Raw genomic sequence first — 18,255 nt, forward strand, 5'->3', positions numbered from 1 at the left:
AAAGGCTGGCAGGCAAGCTATTTATGCTTGGCGGCCAGCCCTTCTGCTAACTTACTGAATTTCAATTCTTCTTCCCTTTTTTTTCGGAAAGTACAGTTTTAAAATGCCATGCTGGTAAACAGCTTTCATTTCGTTAAAGTTAAGATCCTCCAGCAAGTCTGCTTCTCGGACAGCTCCGTTATACTTCAGATCTGTTTCAGATTCAGCTTCGTTTTCCCGCTTTTTGCGATTGACCTTAATCCGCACTTTGCTGCTGAGAAGCTCGACGTGTATCTCATCCTTATGCACACCTGGCAATTCTGCTCTCAGAATAACATGTGTTTCACTTTCCATTTTTTCAAGCAGAAAGGACGGCTTTTTAGCAGGATGCTGAAAAAGCTCGTCTATCGTGCCGAGAAGGGTGTTTTCTGGACGCTGCTGAAAAAAATCATTTATCATTTTCATCGGATTGGATTTCTTGGCTGACATCTCCCCTGCTCCTTTCCTTATTCTCCTTACAGCCAATTTATGCACCTGCCTAAAGGAAGGTTATTGAAAGAAAATGCTTATGCAAATGGGATTCTGCCTAACCAATTCATGCCACTATTTCATAAAGTATACTGAACTAATAAGGAGCTGATGAAAATGAACAGGTATTACCACCACGGCGTTCCGCCTTTCACAAATGGGCATTCTTTTCATCCGGTGCATAACCCGGTTCAGCATCATCCCTTTTATGCCCAGCCTTATCACCCTCACTATTTTCCAGGTTACCAGTCACCCGGTTCGCCTGGGAGGCTGCCGCGAAAACAAAAGAGCTTTTTAGATGCCTATAAGACACCTACTGGCAGCATTGATTACAGCCAGGTTTCTCTCACAATGAGCAAAATGAATAAAACTCTGTATCAGTTTAACCCGCTGCTTAAACAATTTTTATCACTTGTAAAAAAATAAACTCTTTTAAGAGGTGAGTTTTACGTAATGCGATAATGCCAGCAAAGAGAAAATAAGGTCATAGCTGTGGTAATGGATATAAAAGTTACCGGCCATCCCTTGACCTTTTGGATAAGATGCTGTCCAATCCGGATTTTGAGCGGCACTTATGAGGAAATGGACGCCATTTTCAATTTCAGGCGATGTTTCGCTTCTCATACTGATCAGCGCATCCACTGCCCATGCGGTTTGGGTTACTGTACTGCGGTTAAGAGGAACGTAGGTTTTCATTATATCGCTTTGGCACGATTCTCCCCAGCCGCCGTCTTTGTTTTGAATTTCTTTTAGCCAGCTTGCTCCTTTTAAGGCAGAAGGATGGCTTTTTTGGCCTGATCCAGCAAACCCGGTAAGCGCAGCCCAGGTCCCGTAGATATAGCAGATCCCCCACCTCCCATACCAGGAGCCGTCCTTTCTTTGGTTTTTCACAAGCCAGCGGAGCCCTCTTTCCATAACCGGATCCCTATGGCTTATATCCGTCCCGCTCCCCAGAAAGTCCAGCGTTCTTCCTGTCAGGTCAGCGGAAGAAGCATCGGACAGTATAAATTCAGCCCCTTTAACCGGCAGCATGCGGACAATCTTTGAATCTGCCTTTCTTTCAAATGCCGGCCATCCTCCATCATCGTTCTGCATGGACAGCACCCAGTTTGCCCCTCTCTTCCATGCTTCGCCGAATCCAGAATCAGAGATTCCGCCAGCTAAGGATCTGAGGGCAGCTGTTGTGTCGTCAACATCAGGGTTTAAAGTATTTATATCTGAAAAACCCCAGCCTCCCGGCTCAGCCAAAGCATTATGAATCTTCCAGTCTCCGTATTTTACATGCTGCCTGCTCAGCAAATAATGATTTGCGCTTTTCACTGTGGAATTTTCAATTGGGACACCTGCTTCCTGCAAGGCATGGCTGATTAGAGCAGTGTTCCATACATTGGCTGTTGTGTACTGCATATGAGTTTTGCCGCCAATCAGGCAGCTCATATCCTTTAATCCATTTACTGCCTGCCTGATCACTGGATGATCTTTTCCATACCCAAGTGAAAGGAGCGCAAATATCATGAGAAAGGTAGCACTGAAATAACTGTAAAACGTTCCATCAGGTTCCATTCTTTTCAGCATGTATTGTTCAGCCTTTTGATAAGATAGCTGCCTGAGCTGAGCAGGAATCCCTGCAAGCGAGGCAACCCCTCTCTGCAGCAGTCCAAGGAGGCTCCGCCATTCTGCCGTCCTGTACTCTTCCTGGATACTCCAATCGTCCATTGCATCCTGCCCTCTGATTTCGGATAGATCCGGCATTTCATGGCCCTTCAGCTGGAATTTTTTATTTCCCAGAATTAAAATCGGCACCATGTTGGCACGGCCGAAAATAGAAAAATCAAAAAGACTTACCGGGAACTTTGAAGGCAGCAAAATGGCCTCAATCGGGAGCGGGAAGACAGGCGGCCACTGATAAGCACCTGTCAGGGCCAATAATATTTTAGTGAACAATCCTGCTTTTTTCACGCCGCCATGCTTGGTTATGAACCTTCTAGCCAGAAGCATCGCAGGATGGCGAATACTATAATAGCCCCCTGAAAGAAGAGCAAAATAGCCTTCTATTGTTAGAGAAAGATCTCCTTCTCCCTGGTCATCAAATAATTTCCATGCCCCATTATCTCCTTGCTTTGATGCGATCCTTCCGCAAATGGAGCGAATCAGCTCTTCATCCTTTAAATCCAGCGCCCGAAGCAGCACAACCATAAAAGCATCCGTTTTGATTCCTGTTTCAAAAGGATAATCCCATGATCCATTATGAAGCTGGCTTTTTGACAGTATCTGTATAATGCGGCTGATTTCTTTTTCTGCCTGAAGCTTCATACTTTCACCCCCGGTACTTTGCACCTTTTCATCATATTCCGAGTTTGCTGCCGCCATACTTTTTCGCTGTAAAGTCTTTAGCGGTTAGTAAAATGCTCTCAAAACAAATAGATGAAAAAAAGCTAAAAAAACAGGTGAAACCTTCTCAAATTTGAAATATAATGATTTCAAATCCTTAGCTGGCGCGATCATGCCGGCGCGCAAAAGAGGTGAAAGCATGACTGCCCATATAACAGCACCAGATGCTGGCCTGCAGCTATTTAAAACTTGTTTTGATGTTTCTTCAGAAGCACTGCTCCTTCTGGAAATACAGTCTGAAGAGCCATTTCAATCTTCATTTATCGCAGCAAATGAAAAAGCCTGCGAGCTGTTTGGCATAGCAAGAGAGGATTTGCTCTCACTGGGCCCGCGAAAATTGTTCGGTCAATTTATAGATTCCAAAGTCATTGATGTCCTTGCCAGGCTTCTTCTGCAGAATGGCTTTCACCATTATGAAATGGATCTAACCCATTGCAGCGGAAAGAAATTCCCTGCTGAGGTCTTCAGCACCCTTTTTGAAACTGACGGGCGCAAATACACTCATATGCGCATCAAAAATATTGAAACCAAAAAAAGAACCCTTGCAGAGCTGGAGGAAAGAAAAGGCTTTATAGACACTGTTCTGCAGACAATAGAAGCACTTGTCATTGTCATGGATCCTGAAGGCAGCATTTTAGAGTGGAACAGGCATTGCGAGTCTGTTTCAGGCTATACATTTGCAGAAGTAAAAGGAAGGGCTGTATGGGATGTCATGCTCTCAGAGAAGGAACGGCCGCTCATCAAGGAAAGATTTCAAGGAGCAGCACACCTTCAGATCCCTGGAACCTATGAAAATGTTTGGGTAAATAAAAACGGTGAGCTTGCAAATATTCAGTGGAGCAATACAGTCATCAGCCACCCAAGCGGAACCCCGGAGTATATTATTGCGACAGGAATTGAAATCACCGGCCTCAAAAAGGCAGAACGTTCCTTACAGGAAAGCAGCGAAAAATACCGCAGATTAATAGAAACAAATCCAGACGGCATTGCCCTTTACAAAGATGAAAAGATCAGTTTATTAAATGCAGCAGCTGAGAGTGTTTTTGAAGGCAGCTCATTATCCCTTCATCAAGATAAGCTGCTGATTCATGAAATAGAAAACAGTCTTGCCGACAGAAAAGAAATTCACCATATTCCTTCCCTGGAAATTCAGCAGCAGGATGGCACAAATCGTTATATTGAAGCGAGAAGCATTTCAATGGGCCTGTCGCAAAGCTTGATTTTATTCCGGGACCATACTGACCGGATTCTTGCTGAAAGGGAAAGGGACAGGCTTTTTCGCTACCTTTCCGATATCCTCAGTTCAACAGCAGAAGGAATCATCGGAATTGACTCTGCTAATATGGCTGCGTACGCCAATAAATCTTTCCGGGAATGGACCGGCCTTTCATTGGAGCAACTAAAAAATTCACCAGCTCCTGAGCTGATTCAAAAGGCTTTTCCGCTTGCAGGCTGGGACTTTGACACATTGCTTTCGTCTGAAAAGCCGCTTGAACTGTCAAGCATCAAAAACGGGAAAATACAGCATTTCGAGGCAAAAGCCCAGTCCTTTCGCGATGGGCATATTATTACCTTTTACGATATTACAGACCGATTCAGCCTCTCAAAAGCAAATAACATTTACTATGAAGCCATTACAAGCGGGATTGTTGTTCAAAATGCAAAAGGAATAATTGTTTTTGCAAACCAAAAGGCATGTGAAATCCTTGGGCTTGAAAAGGATCAGATTTACGGCATGACATCTAAAAGCCCTGAGTGGAAGGCAGTGAAAGAGGATATGACCCCTCTTCAGCCTGATGAGCATCCAGCGATGATTACTCTAAAAGACCTGAAAGAAATCAGCCAGTTTACGATGGGCATTTTTCATCCTTTGCAGCAAACCTACAGGTGGATCGTGATTGATACAAGAATTGTGTATAAGGACGAAGGGACAAATGTTCCTTATGTCATTTCAACTTTTCAGGATATTTCCGACAAAATCACAATGGACAAAGTAATGAGGAAGCGGGAAAAAACAGCATTGATCGGCCAGCTCGCTACATCTGTTGCTCATGAAATAAGAAACCCGCTTACAGTGATTAACGGCTTTTTAAAAATGATGGAGGCATCTGGAGAACTGAATGCCGCTTATATGAGCATGATTAATAAAGAGCTTGAGAGGCTGGGATTTGTAGCAAACGAATTTTTAACGCTTGGAAAAGCTGAAAATCTGGAGAAGACGGAATTGGATTTGGTACAAGATGTGCTTTTCCCTGTCACCCAGCTCCTTCTTCCTTCATCCAATATAGCAGGCATTTACTTAGACATCACACAGCTGCATAAAGGCATTGTCGTTGAAGGGAGGAAGAATCAGCTTAAGCAGCTGTTTATAAATATTTTAAAAAACAGCATTGAAGCCATGCATTATCAGGGAAAAATTGTCCTGACGATTGATCAGTCAGAAAATATGGCCAAAGTGGTGATTGAGGATCAAGGTCCAGGCATCCCTCCTGACCGGTTGAAGCATCTGGGAGAGCCCTTCTATTCTCTAAAAGAAAAAGGAACAGGACTTGGCCTTGCCATCTGCAGAAAAATTGTCCTGGAGCATTCAGGAGAAATGGAAATAACAAGCGAAGAAGGATTCGGTACAGCTGTTACTGTTTTCCTTCCAGCTGTCAAAAAAAATCCCTGACGATATAGTCTGGGATTTTTTCATGCCTCTTTGAATCTGCTGTTCTTTTGGCAGTAAAGAGATGCAGGTTGATATTATCCGCCCTGCATAGCTAACTAAAAAAGGCTATCCCTGAGGATAAGCCTTTGACCTTTATTAAATATTTTCGCCTTTATCGCGGTTGGATTGAGTTTGGTCACTATTTTCAAGCGGAGACACAATTCCTTCAGTAACCTCTGTACCTGCTTCTTTTACTTTTGATCCGATTTTACCAAGCTCATTCTTTGCCCCTTTAGCGATGGACAGTGTCTGAGAAGAAATTTTCACAACATCGTTTACTCTTCCGACAACTTTGTTCACTCTGTCATAAAGATGCTGAGCATCTGTAATGGCAGACTGCAATGTTTCTTTCGCTCCCTGAATTTGTTCCATCACGGAATCTTTCATTTCTGAAGGATTTTCGCGAACTTGGTTGAACATATTTACAGAGCCGTCTTTAAGGCTGGAAGCTCCTTTTTTGACTTTGCTTCTTGTTGTGCTGTCAATCAGAGCCACAGCACCGCCTACAGCAGCACCAATCAAGATGCCTCTTAAAAGCTTGCTGTTCTTTTCATTTTGAGCGGCCTCTTCTGTTTGTGAGGCAGATTGTTCATTGTTTTGATTTTCAATAGTCATTTAGAATCCTCCTCCAGTTTAGTCTGTTAAACTACTTTTACTAGTACATCTTTTTCCCCCTGCAGCCATGTAATAAACAATTTGAGGGAAACGCCTGCTATATATATCAATAGCTTCTGCAAAAATACTGGAATTCCTTTAAACGATTTGACCTATTTACTGAAGGAGTGTGCTTAAATTGATGAATTCTATTTCTAAAAAAATTGCTGAGCTTGAGGAATACGAGCCCCCTTTTTATGGAAATGAAACGGAAATGAATGAGTTCTGGGAGAAAAATCTACGGCTTATCAAAGACAAGTCACCAGCTTTATCTTTGAAAGAAGAAACTGTTCCCTTTCCAGGAATAAAAGCCTTCAAAGCAAGCTATAAGGGATTTGATGAAACACCCCTCTCTGGCTGGCTGCTTCTTCCTACTGAAAGCCATCAGGAAAAACTGCCTTGCGCCGTTGTGTTTCATGGATACACCGGAAGCAAAGGGTATCCCGAAAAGCATGCGGCCCTTCTTCTTCTCGGGATTGCCGTATTTGCTGCTGATGTTCGCGGACAGGGCGGTGAAACAGGAAATTTGCTTCCGGGCTTTTATGGGATGAGTCCAGGATTTGTTACTCAAAACATTCTAAACAAGGAGCAGTCCTATTTTAATGCCATCAGTATTGATGCTATAAAAACGGTGGAAGCTGCCGCTCAATTGCCTCAAATTGATGCCGGCAAACTGTTCGTAATGGGAGACAGCCAGGGCGGCGGGCTCGCTCTGCTTGCTTCTGCTTTGAGTCCTTATCCTGCGTTTGCTGTCGCTAATATTCCAAATTTGTGCCATATGGATTTTGGAATAATGGAGTCTCAAGGATCGCTGAAAGAGATTGCAGCTTTTCTTCGTTCCCAGCCGGAAAAGCTTGAAGAGGTGCTAGAGGTTATAAGTCATTTCGATCTGTTAGGGCTTGCCTCCAGAATCCGCATCCCTGTCCTGATGTCAGCAGGCTTGAAGGACGACATTTGCCTGCCTGAGACCATCTATGCTGTCTATAATATTATTAAGGCAGAGAAAAAAATAAATGTGTTTCCATTCGGAGGCCATGAAACAGGCGAGTATCAAAAAAGACAGGGACTGCTGTTTATTAAAGAACAGCTGATGCGGCTTCAATGAATAAAGCCGGATAATGGCAGATGCAGCCAAAACACTGAAGATCAATATCAGAACAACTGGAATGTTGCTTAAGATGAATCAATGATAAGCATGCGATTAGACAAAAAAAAAGGACCTCTGAATAAGAGGTCCTATCTCTGCTGTTTAATATGATGCTTGTATCTGGAATAAAGGATATAAAAAAGAAGGAAAGTACAAAGAGCGATCGCCCCTCCAAACAGGATGGGAAGCAGGGATATTCTGCCGCTTTCCGTCTCTTCATTTTCGGAAGGGCTGCTACCTCCTGTAAACAGCTGCAATTCAGAAGCTATTTCAGAGAAAGTTTTTTCCTTTTCTTCTGGCTTCAAAAACAGCTCCTCCATTGCTTGTCTTTCTTCTTGATCAGGATCTTCACTGAAATCAAGTCCTCTTAATTCTTCAGGAACTTTATTGGCTTTTTCTTTCCTGTTTGCAGGATCTTCGTCCAGCTGGCTTCGCTGAAACTTATTAGGTTCAGGGATATCCTGCGATGACTGAGCAGAAGCCGGTAAAACAGGGCAAGCCAGAAACCAGCCAAAAAGGAATACTAGAAGCAGGTTTTTTGCATTATGCTTCATGCATTGCTTCACCTTCGTCATGGCTCTGACGATTTGCAATAGCTTTTACGGCAAATGGAATGGCACCCAAAATAACGGCTATTGCAGCAAGAATCCAGACAGCCTCTCCAAACAGTGTTGCAGGATCGTTCTGAATGGATAAATAAACTGCTGACATCGGGTCGCTGTAGTCGAAATTAGGCAGTGCCATGGCAAGCAGAGGTGATACATAGAATAAGATCAAGCCGGCCGCTGCCACCCATCCGATAAAAGAACCGAGAACAAATGCCGTCCGGATCAGCATGGATGAAACAAGTAAAAGCAAGATAGTAAAGATTGTCCATTGAATGGCTCTGTCATCTGTCAGCTGATAAATATTTAAACCGAATAAACCGATCATCAGCCCTGTAATCAGGTTCAAAAGTCCAAACAGCGAAGCTCTGATTAAAAGAGGCGCCGCTTTGAAATAATGGCTGAAATAACCGATCAAAAGGCTGGAAATAAGAATAATGACCAGAATCACAACAGGGGGAACCGCTTTTGACTCTTCAGCAGGCGCTGTTCCTGCGGCTGTTGCTGATGCAGTGAGAGGATTGGCCAGATAGTCATAAACATATCCATTCTTTTGGCCATCAATTAACGTATTGGCAAGGATCCCCTGCGCTCTCTTTTTCATATTTTGAGTCGTTTGAACATTCGCCGCCCATTTTTCATTCAGACTGTTCGCTTCATCTTGTACAGAAACCACCTTTTCCTGCAAACCTGATGTATAACCGACAATATTATCCTGTCTGTCTGATAAACTTTGGATCAGCTGGTCCATGCTTGTCAGCTCCTGGCCAATCTGCTGATTTGCTGTAAGGACGATCGTGCTTCCGCCTATATCCTCTGCAGCTGCTGCATCAGGCTGCTGCAGCTGGCCTGATAGCTTTGCTGCGCTGTTTTGTATAGAAGCAAGCTCCTGCCCAATGTAAGTTTGCTCCCCTTGAACATTCGCGTTGTACTGCTGAATAAAGTCCTGCATGGAACCATTCAGTTCCTGCATCTTAGAAGAGGAAGCATCCAGCTCCTGCTTCAGGCTGTCCCACATATTGGCTTCATCACTATTGACCTCTAGGATGGATGTCAGCTTACTTGAGTAATCTGGATTTTCCAGCACGGCCGACTTGGCAGGATCATCTGATTTTATCCTTTCATCAAGCATTCCCTTGTATTGGGAGAGAATCGTATGATAGCGAAGAAGTTCCTCAGGCGGATGTTCTTGCAATTCCTTGCTGAACGCCTTTTGCAGCTCTTCTTTTTGAAGGGGAGGCAAAGCGCTCTCTTTCAAAATATCATTTTCCATTGATTTAATAGGATCAATAACACCGCTCGGACTCATCGGCTGCTGCTGCAGCTTCTTTTGCAGCTCATCATTCAGCTTTTGAAGCTCATCGTTTTTCGCAAGCAGCTCTTTATTGGCAGCAGCAATATTTTCATATTCGGCAGAAAGCTTTTTATATTCTTCCTCCCAGTTTATATCCCCGCTTGAGCCTGCAGCATCTGCGGCTGAACGAACGTCATTTGATAAATCATCCAGTTTTTGAAGCAGCTCGCTGTTCTGTTCGCTGTCTGTTTCTTTTATAAGTTCGGTAATGCCGGTCAGCTTTTCAAGAATGGCATCAAGAGGCTTTTTATTGTCTGAAGCTTGCCCCCCCTCTTCAGCGAGGGTGTTCTGCCTGCTTGCAGTTATAGCTTTCTGGCTGTTTTCTGCAGCAGTTCCAGGATTCTCCCCGCCAGGCTCTGTACTGCCTGTTCCAGGATCTATACTGCCTGGTCCAGGCTCTTCTGCAGCAGGAGGCTGAGCAAGTTTTTCTCTTAAAGGAAGTATTTGCTTTTGCAGAGATTCAAGGGAAATGCTTTGCGACAGATCTTTGTAGCTGTCAATTAATGATCCTTGCAAATTATCGATATCCTTCTTTTGCCTTTCCGCCTGTTCTGTTCTTACAACTGATAAATTAGCCATAGCTGCTGTATTTTGATTCAGCATGCCCAGGATCCCATCGCCGCCAGCTGCAAGTTCATCAGCCTTGCCGCTGACCTGCTGCTGGGTGAGCGCCTGAAGGCTTGCAATACGGGATGTTCCTTCAGCAATGGATTTCTCGCTCTCTGCCTGAATATTCGTTAAGGTAAGTTTTTGCTGGTCCTGATATGTTTTATAATTTTCCACAGCAGTGATAAAAGAGGCTAAGTTTTTGTTAACCTCTGACGCGGCTGCCGCTCTTTCCGGAGACTGCTTACTGGCATCAGCCATTGTCGTCTGCAATTGGGCCAGAAGCTGTCTCTGCTGGTCGATTTCTCCCGCCAGGTCTTTCGAGCCCGGCTGGTAAAACGAATACATGGCGTTCTTGAATTTTATTTCCTTATCCAGAACTTTGTTAAAATCCTTTTTCAGCACATCAACTCTTTGTGAAACATGATCCCAATACATTGCTGTCACGGCAGTGTTCATTTGGTCCTTCAGCCGCTGAAGCTCCCTCATAACCTTTTCTTTATTAACGGCTGTCAGCTGATCCTGCACTTTGTAGGTTACTTTGGCCTTGACTGGCTGATCCTGACTATATGAGTAAATATTTCTGGAGAAGTCTGAAGGGATCGTCATCACGGCATCATATTTTCCGCTCTTCAGGCCATTTTCTGCTTCACCGCTTGAGACGGCAGCTTCCAGGTGAAAGTCTTCAGGATTGTTCACCAGCTGTTTGACCATCTCATTTCCCTGTGTAATCTGATCGGAAATGTCTTGGTCCTCGTTGACTATGGCAATTGATTTTGCTGCATTTCCCTTTGTTTTTAAAGGCTGGTCGCCTATATATTGAAAGAACATGGATGGCAGGGCCAGGATCAGCAATACCGCCAGGATTGTCTTGAGAATATGCAGACGCTCTTTCGTCATATCAGTATCTTCCTTTCAATTGCGCTTAACGGAATTTGAATTTTTGTTTCTTTTCCGTTTTCCACATAGTATCCAAAGCCAGGGACGATTTCCGGCTCTTTCCTGTCATAAGCCAGGTTCAGCAGGCTTTGATCTGATTTTTTCATCAGGACAACGGCTTGCCTTACCTGCTTCAGCTCGCCTGTAAAGGAGTCATACCCTTTTGAAAACTCAGTATGATTGCCTGCAGCAATAACAGTAAAGCCGAGATGGCCGTAATTTTTCATCATTTTTGCCAGCTGTTCTTCGATTATACTATCGCAATCTTGCTGAAAGCGCCCGAATCCGTCAATCAGGAGAACGATTGGCGAGAAGCGGAGAGTATTCAGCGCCCCCTGCTTCACTGCATCTAAATATGAATGCTCTCTTTCAAGCAGCGCTCTTTCCGCCTGATCCATCCACAAAAGAATGTCATCCTTATTTTCCATGTAGTGAATGTTTTCTTCAGCAGCAAATTGCGAGAGCCCCCTTGAAATGTCATCGAAAATGGCTATATCTCTTGAAGACTGCAGAAGCATCGTGTTCAGAATCACTTTCAGGACGTTCGTTTTTCCTTTTTGCGTCTGTCCAAGAACGAGGCAGTGCCTGCTGCTTTTTAAATTAATGTATACAGGTTCTACTGAATCCTCATCAAGACCGATTGGTACAAGTCCATCCTCTCTCTTCACACGGGCGTCGCTTGAGAAGTTGACGAGCGTCAGAGATGCAGGAAGCATTGGAACAGGATCTGGCTTTTTCGCATGCTCGTAGACTTGCTGGAGCATTTTAACTTCTTCCTTGATATGATCCAAGATCGCAAAATCATCTTCGCCTTTTGCAGGCAGAAGCATCTGGGCAAAATAGGCATCTTCTTTTTTAATAATCGCTCTCCCTGGAACAGGTTCCAGTGCATAAGGCACTTTGCCTGTTACGGTATATCCTTCTGCGGGATCCATTAAATAATGAACAATTTTGGTTTTTAAATTGTTCAGCAGGGATTGTCTTAATGCATTGATTCTAGTGGCAGCATAAATCATGTAAATGCCGAGCGTCTGCCCATCTCTGACAAACTGCGTAAACTGCGGTTCAAGATCCAGCAGTTCTTCTTTTACAAGGTCATAATTATCAATTGTAATAAAGATCAGCGGCAATGGGTTCTCGCTCACAGCATTGAACATTTTTACCGAAGCTACTTCTTTTGCACTCAAGAGGGCTTTTCTTCTGCTCATTTCCTCCTTCAGAAGACGCATGAACTTTTCAATCTTTTGTTCCTGATCGCCTGTAAAGTAATCGGCTGTATGCGGGAGCTGTCTGAGCGGAAGCAGGCTTCCGTTCCCGAAATCAAAAATGTAATAATGCAGGTCTTCAGGACTGCAGGATTTCGCAAATTTCATAAGCAGGCTGATCACTGTGTACGACTTTCCGTATCCGGATGACCCGAAAATACCAATATTGCCGTCCTCCATCATTTTATAAATGTAAGGCGTCTGGCTTTGTTTTTCAGGCTCGTCTATAATGGCAATAGTAAATTCATCGTCATGATCTTCCTTCAAACCATCAGGATAAATCCTTTCTTCTAAAGGAGGCAGCCAAGGGCTTGGAAGCTTTTGAATCCCGAGCTCCTGCTGAACAGCTGCAATTTTTTCCGTAACAGCATCGATTTGGGTTTTCGCTTCTGTATGGCGGGCTGTTTCTGCTGCAGCAAGGCCTGTCAAAGGAATCAATCCAAGATCGGAAACAATGGCGATTTCATCTTCTGTGCCTGCTGCATCGCTTTCATAAGGTGCACCGCTCCATGCTGATTGAAACAGCTCATAGACTTCATTATTGCCGACTTGGAAATATCCCCTTCCTGTCACGGTAATGGCAGCTGCATCGCTGTTTTTAATGATTTCTCTGCTGTCATTGGCATCCTGCACCTTAAGGGCGACCTTAAAGCGGGAGTTGCTCCAAATTTGATTATCAATCACACCGCCTGGCTTCTGAGTGGCAAGGATTAGATGGACGCCAAGGCTTCGTCCGATCCGGGCTGCACTGACAAGCTCTCTGATAAATTCAGGTTCCTCGCTTTTCAACTCTGCAAATTCATCGGAAATTAAAAATAAGTGGGGCAGCGGCTTGTCTGCTTTGTTCTTTTTGTACAAATCGGTATAGTCATTAATATGATTTACCTGATATTGATCGAAGAGGCGCTGCCGCCTTTTTAATTCGCTCCTGATGGAAGCAAGCGCTCTGGCACTGAAATTTTTGCTGCCTTCAATATTTGTTATCGTTCCAAGAAGATGCGGCATGTTTTTAAACGGCTGCGCCATTCCGCCGCCTTTGTAATCAATCAGAAGGAAGGCTACTTCATGCGGATGAAAATTCACTGCCAGCGAAAGGATATAGGTTTGCAGAAACTCACTTTTCCCTGAACCTGTTGTCCCGGCTAAAAGTCCATGCGGTCCATGTGCCTTTTCATGGAGGTTCAGCTCCACAAGGTCATCTTTCCCTTTTAGCCCAATCGGAACAGCCAAGGACTTCGATGATTCTCTCGTGAGCCACCTATTCCCGATTTCCAGTTCTTCTGCGTCAGCGGCTTTAAACATTTGCAGGAAGGAAACCATATCAGGTATGGAATTTGACATCCCTGTCTGATGGTCAAGCGTTCTTAATGTTCTGGCGTACTGCTCATTGTTTTCCCATTTATGTTCATCAAGACGGAATGGGATTTGTTCAGCTTTTTGATCCTTAATGAGGATGTCGCCTTCTTCTTCATTTATGTAGCGGACAAGTGTATGAATGTTATTTGCAAAGCTTTCTTTCGCCTCAGCGGCAAAAATAACCGAAAAGCCAAGGTCTGGATGCTCTCCCTCCAGGTACTCCAAAATCACATGCTCTGCGATCAGCTGCTGATCTGCTACGATAAACACAAAATGCGGGGAAAACCGGATTTTTTCCTTTTCAGGCTCAAGATCTCTTTCCCTCAGCAGCTCATAAAGGGAAGAAAGGAGCTGATCCCGCGACTGTTCATTGTAAATCAGTCCTTTTGCAAACGAGTTTGGAAGCTGAAAATGCGGAAGATATTTCATCCATTCCCAGCGGGAATAATCCTTTTCCTGAAAAATAAATACGAAACGCAAATCATGGTAGCTGTGAAAAAAAGATAGCTGCCCAACAATTTGATGAAGCTCTTTTTTAACAGCAGATTCTTTCCCGATTAAACCCATCGCACCGCCTGACAGATTAACCGCTATAGGCAAATGCTTCAATTCTTTGTAGGCATTCTCCATAATCTGCGATTGTTCAATTAAGTCGTCTGTTTCCCTGTTGGACATTTCCGTGCTGTTCACATTCAGCTTGAAAGAGGCAGGAACTGTACCGGTTCCGATTCGAAATTCCATGAAATCCTTGCTTTCAGGTGTTCTTTCCCATATTCGGTCTGAAATTTCCCGAGCGAGATATTTCATTCTTTCAAAAGAGGGAAAATGAAACTGAAGCACATGTTTCTGCTGCTCTGCTTTCTCGTGAAGCTCTTCTCTTTTCGTTTCAAGGTAGCTGAGATACAATCTTCTTCTCTTCGCTTCGCGTACTTTAAAACGCTTTCGGTCTTTAAAATATTGGGTTGTAGAGGTAATCAATGTCATGGAAAACATGGCAATGGAGATAATCATAAAGATTCCTCTCGGCTGCAGAATGGCAATCAGTCCCATTAAAAGCAGCATAACAAGCGGCGGCATGATAATCAGCAAGAGGCCTCTGTTATTGTCTTCCCCCTCCTGTGCAGGAAAAGCAAGCTGCACATCATCTTCAGGAAGCTCATAAATCATGCGCGGCGTCCTTCTGTAGACAGGATACTTTTTTTTCATTTCAGAGACCGGAATTAGAGCCTCAGGCAAATGGGCTGAATATGGCTCAGGTGAAGAAACCTCGATAATATCCTCTTCTAAAAACCGGACAGTCATATAGGGCCAGAAAAGTTCATCACCAGGCAGAATTTTTTCTGCCTCTTGCAAAAGCTGTCCATTTTTATACAGCGGAGTGTTTATGTTTTCCGCATACCAGAAGCCGTTGATTCTGATAAGGGAGAATTCACCCTTTTCTTTCTCACTGCTTTTAATAAAATCTGCTTCTTTCCCGCTGGCTGCCGAAAAAGAAATTTCATGAGAATGGCCTGTGTAATAGGACTTAGCAGCAGGCTGCCCGGAGAAATAACTGATCGTAAGAGACCTGCCCTGATCTGTAATAGAAAACAAATTGTTCTCATTCAGCTCTCCTATTTTCTGCCCATTCTGAAAAACCTCAAATGGCTGTTTAGCATCATGGCGTTTAAAATCCAGCTGTCCTTTTTTAAAAGGAAACGTTCTTATTGTGACATCATCTGTCATTTTCTGGCCGGCTGACAGCTGACCTGTGAAATGCGGCTCTACTGCCAAGCGCTGGCAGAAACGTTCTTGCAGGAACCAAATAGATCCCATTGACTTTCACCTCCTATAGCGGCTGGATATTATTTTTTGTCTGATGATGCTGGCTGGGATTTATCCTTTTTTTGGTCTGCCGCAGGCTTTGCTGCTGGCTTAGAGGCGGGTTTTGCTGCCGGTTTGGCCGCTGGCGGGTTTTGAGCTGTGCCTGCTGCAGGTGCCGCCTGGCTTTGTGTCTTTTCAGCATCTGCCTCTGCTGCGTCAGCCTCCTGCTGCTTTTCCTCCTTAAGCTTTTGCTTGCGTTCGTTTAATTTTTGATCTAATTCACTGCTGATTTCTGTGAATTTTTTCTTCTCGTCATCCGAAAGATTATTCTTGCTTCTTAACTGCTCTTGATAAGTGAATAGGGCGGTTATCATTAAAGCATCATCATTTGGATATATCTTTGCATACTCCAGTGCTTTATCTCCGCTGCCTCTTCCAATATTAATCCAGTAATCCAATAAGTTTGCTTTTGGGGCCAGCTCTAATTTATCTAAAATGTTTTTCTTCTGCTCTGGTCCAACATTATTTTCTTTAAGCGTTTTAACGGAAGAAACAGCAAGCTCATACTTTACGAGCGGCTGTGTTATTTCCTCTGTTTTGTACTTCCCTAAAAGCTCCTTCACGGCTGTATAATTCTCATCAATAAATGCCTGATGAGCAGCCATATACGCATCCTGCTTTGGCTTATAAAAAAACATGGTGTTAATCGAATAGATAAGGGCGGGTACGAGCAGAACGAACAGTGCGGCGGCTGCGGCCAGTATTGTCCACCATCTTTTCCTGGTAATGCGGACAAGGGATTTTTCCTCAGTTTCCAGTTTCATCAAATGATTTCGGATGAGTTTCAAAAGGGATGCTTCATCTTCAGCTTCCATAATTTCCTTAGCGCTTGGGGCAAGCTTCAGTGTATTGGAGTGATGCAAATATTGGCTGAAGGAATGCTGAAAATCAACGGCTTGCGCACAGGTTGCTTTCAGCTCATGCCACTCTGTTTCTCTGTCTCTTTCATAGGGAGGCAAGCTTTCTTTCACCCCATAATGAAGAAAATACGGATGTAAGCTATTATCTATATAAATATTTTCCGGGCAGACGGCAGGATGCATTCTTGAAAGGCTATGTTCCTGATACTTTTTAACCAGCTGATGGGCAAACAGCCATCTCGCCCTTTCGTCTTTCTCTTTCAGCCTGCTAAACGGCGATAAAGAAGCATCGGGAAGTATACGGAGCGATATTTCATCTTCATTACTATGTATCTCTCTTGTAATATGGGAATCCAGCGACTTAAGCATTTCAATTTCCAGCTCGCTGTCCAGCTTTATCTTTTCTTTTTGAAAATAAATAATAAATTCAGGTTCTTTTACGATTCTTGCCTGAAGTTTTTTTTCGAGGTAGGTTTGTTTGTTTTCTGGCATTCCTTTTGCTCCTTCAAAGAATTTCCACACAATCTCCTGTTGTTACACCGCAGTCGATCAGCCTTTCATTTCCTGATAGTACAGCCTGCCTGTTGGAAATGCGGATCCAGTATCCTTCTCTTGGATCTGTTTGCAGATTTTTTGCCTGCCATACGATATCAACCATTTTTTTGACAGAAAAGTAATTGGAAAGCCTGATGTCAAATCGTTCCCCATTATAATGTTTCAGGTCAATAGTTATCTCTACATACATCATTATCACCCCTAAATAAAAGAAGAGCGCCTTCATCTGCATGGAGACGCTCTTTCCGCAATACCTGCCAGATGAAATTATCGGCTAATTTGGTTGGCAATATCCTGGTCAGCCTGTTCAAGAGCACCGGCAGTGCTGTGAAGCTGCTGTTTGATTTCATCCAAGAGCTGCTGCATTTGTACGAATGATGGCTTCAGGCGCTCATATTGAGATGCGAATGCCTGGCTTGATTGACCCTCCCAGCTTGATTCAAGCTGTCTGATCATTCCGTCCAGATCACGGATGACATTTTCTACCTCAGATGATTTTTGACCATAGCGATTAGACATTTCTGTTAGTTCAGCAGGGGTAACGCGAATTCTTCCTGACATTTTTCCCTCTCCTTTTACATAGATTTACTTCTTAATTCTAAAAAACTGGCTGCTGGCTGGTCAATGCAATCCAGACAACTTTTCCAAAAATAAGAAATTCTATCTACATATACCTTAATTTAGGAAATTTTAAACCTCTAATACTATGCTTTTTTTCTTATTTTTTTTAGAAGATTGATAGAAAAGTCCCTCCTGCTATTTTGTCTTTTTTTCCTTCTAACACGTGAAGGAACATTTTTATGAAATAATACCCGCAAAAAAACAGCAGACATGCTGCTGTTTTTTGTCATAAAATAAGAAAAATCTTCACTTCCACCATTCCAAAAGCGGTCCATGTCCGCCTGTAACAGGGTCTCTTTCAGGCAGAGACACCTGCTGAATGTCAGAAAGCTTTTCAGCAATATTTTCACCTGTTTTAAACAAATTAGGAGACAGCCCTGCTGGATAGGCTCCTGCCACTTCAAAATCTTCTGTTCCTAAAAGAAGCTTATGCCCTGTACCGGCAGGAAGAACAATGACATCACCTGTTGAAACACTGATTTTTTTACCAGTTTCACCGCCGAGCATCAATTCTGCCCTTCCTTTCGTTACAGCAAGCACCTCATGCGTGTTCGTATGGTAGTGGTGATAAGGATAAACGCTCCATTTCCAGCTGTTTAGCCACCCGTTCTTATTTAGCAAAGCTTCCGCTTCCCGAGGGCAGTCTTTCCACACACCTTCATACAGCAGAACTGGCAGGGAAGGATTATTTGGAACTTGATCATTTGGTTGAAAAAGAATGCTTTTAACCATTTGGAGAGCTCCTTTATCTGTTTTAACCTGATGTTTCCCCTTACAGAAGAGCTGCAAAACAAAAAGCCTGCTTAAACAGCAGGCTTTTTG

13 protein-coding genes are annotated in these 18,255 nt (G+C 43.6%); 3 read left to right on the plus strand and 10 right to left on the minus strand.

What is annotated here, in order from left to right:
• Positions 1-51 precede the first annotated feature (51 nt).
• On the minus strand, positions 52-468 hold the full coding sequence (locus LRR81_RS06995; RefSeq protein ID WP_231788555.1) for an Hsp20/alpha crystallin family protein: 417 nt from the start codon (positions 466-468) through the stop codon (positions 52-54).
• Between the two features lie 156 nt (positions 469-624).
• Here LRR81_RS06995 and LRR81_RS07000 point away from each other — a divergent pair, with 156 nt between their 5' ends.
• On the plus strand, positions 625-933 hold the full coding sequence (locus LRR81_RS07000; RefSeq protein ID WP_231788556.1) for a YppG family protein: 309 nt from the start codon (positions 625-627) through the stop codon (positions 931-933).
• 6 nt (positions 934-939) lie between these two features.
• Here the strand turns inward: LRR81_RS07000 and LRR81_RS07005 are convergent, their stop codons facing one another.
• On the minus strand, positions 940-2,820 hold the full coding sequence (locus LRR81_RS07005; protein WP_231788557.1) for a terpene cyclase/mutase family protein: 1,881 nt from the start codon (positions 2,818-2,820) through the stop codon (positions 940-942).
• A gap of 217 nt (positions 2,821-3,037) precedes the next feature.
• Between LRR81_RS07005 and LRR81_RS07010 the strand changes: the two genes are divergently transcribed.
• Positions 3,038-5,569, plus strand: coding sequence for a PAS domain-containing sensor histidine kinase (locus LRR81_RS07010; protein WP_231788558.1), 2,532 nt, complete (start codon positions 3,038-3,040; stop codon positions 5,567-5,569).
• 135 nt (positions 5,570-5,704) lie between these two features.
• Here LRR81_RS07010 and LRR81_RS07015 read toward each other — a convergent pair whose 3' ends face one another.
• Positions 5,705-6,223 (minus strand): YtxH domain-containing protein, encoded by a 519-nt coding sequence (locus tag LRR81_RS07015; RefSeq protein WP_231788559.1) that lies wholly within the window; start codon positions 6,221-6,223, stop codon positions 5,705-5,707.
• Between the two features lie 181 nt (positions 6,224-6,404).
• Between LRR81_RS07015 and LRR81_RS07020 the strand changes: the two genes are divergently transcribed.
• Positions 6,405-7,367: an acetylxylan esterase gene (locus LRR81_RS07020; RefSeq protein WP_231788645.1), complete on the plus strand. Its 963-nt coding sequence runs from the start codon at positions 6,405-6,407 to the stop codon at positions 7,365-7,367.
• A gap of 131 nt (positions 7,368-7,498) precedes the next feature.
• Here the strand turns inward: LRR81_RS07020 and LRR81_RS07025 are convergent, their stop codons facing one another.
• From LRR81_RS07025 to LRR81_RS07055, 7 genes are all read right to left on the minus strand, one after another.
• Positions 7,499-7,963: a type VII secretion EssA family protein gene (locus LRR81_RS07025; protein ID WP_231788560.1), complete on the minus strand. Its 465-nt coding sequence runs from the start codon at positions 7,961-7,963 to the stop codon at positions 7,499-7,501.
• The gene (gene esaA / locus LRR81_RS07030) at positions 7,953-10,874 is read right to left on the minus strand and encodes a type VII secretion protein EsaA (RefSeq protein ID WP_231788561.1); all 2,922 of its coding nucleotides are present in this window, start codon (positions 10,872-10,874) and stop codon (positions 7,953-7,955) included. Before esaA ends, LRR81_RS07025 begins: the two co-directional genes overlap by 11 nt.
• A complete protein-coding gene (gene essC / locus LRR81_RS07035; RefSeq protein ID WP_231788562.1) occupies positions 10,871-15,349 on the minus strand; it encodes a type VII secretion protein EssC in 4,479 nt (1,492 codons plus the stop codon). The genes esaA and essC overlap by 4 nt, the downstream gene beginning before the upstream one ends.
• A gap of 29 nt (positions 15,350-15,378) precedes the next feature.
• On the minus strand, positions 15,379-16,749 hold the full coding sequence (essB, locus tag LRR81_RS07040) for a type VII secretion protein EssB (RefSeq protein ID WP_231788563.1): 1,371 nt from the start codon (positions 16,747-16,749) through the stop codon (positions 15,379-15,381).
• A 13-nt stretch (positions 16,750-16,762) separates the two neighbouring features.
• Complete coding sequence (locus tag LRR81_RS07045; protein WP_231788564.1) at positions 16,763-17,002, minus strand: EsaB/YukD family protein; 240 nt, start codon at positions 17,000-17,002, stop codon at positions 16,763-16,765.
• 77 nt (positions 17,003-17,079) lie between these two features.
• Positions 17,080-17,373: a WXG100 family type VII secretion target gene (locus tag LRR81_RS07050; protein ID WP_231788565.1), complete on the minus strand. Its 294-nt coding sequence runs from the start codon at positions 17,371-17,373 to the stop codon at positions 17,080-17,082.
• 306 nt (positions 17,374-17,679) lie between these two features.
• Positions 17,680-18,165, minus strand: a complete 486-nt coding sequence (locus LRR81_RS07055) for a cupin domain-containing protein (protein WP_231788566.1) — start codon at positions 18,163-18,165, stop codon at positions 17,680-17,682.
• Positions 18,166-18,255: the final 90 nt, after the last annotated feature.

The sequence above is a fragment of the Metabacillus kandeliae genome (assembly GCF_021166585.1).
GTDB classification, from domain to species: domain Bacteria; phylum Bacillota; class Bacilli; order Bacillales; family Bacillaceae; genus Metabacillus_B; species Metabacillus_B kandeliae.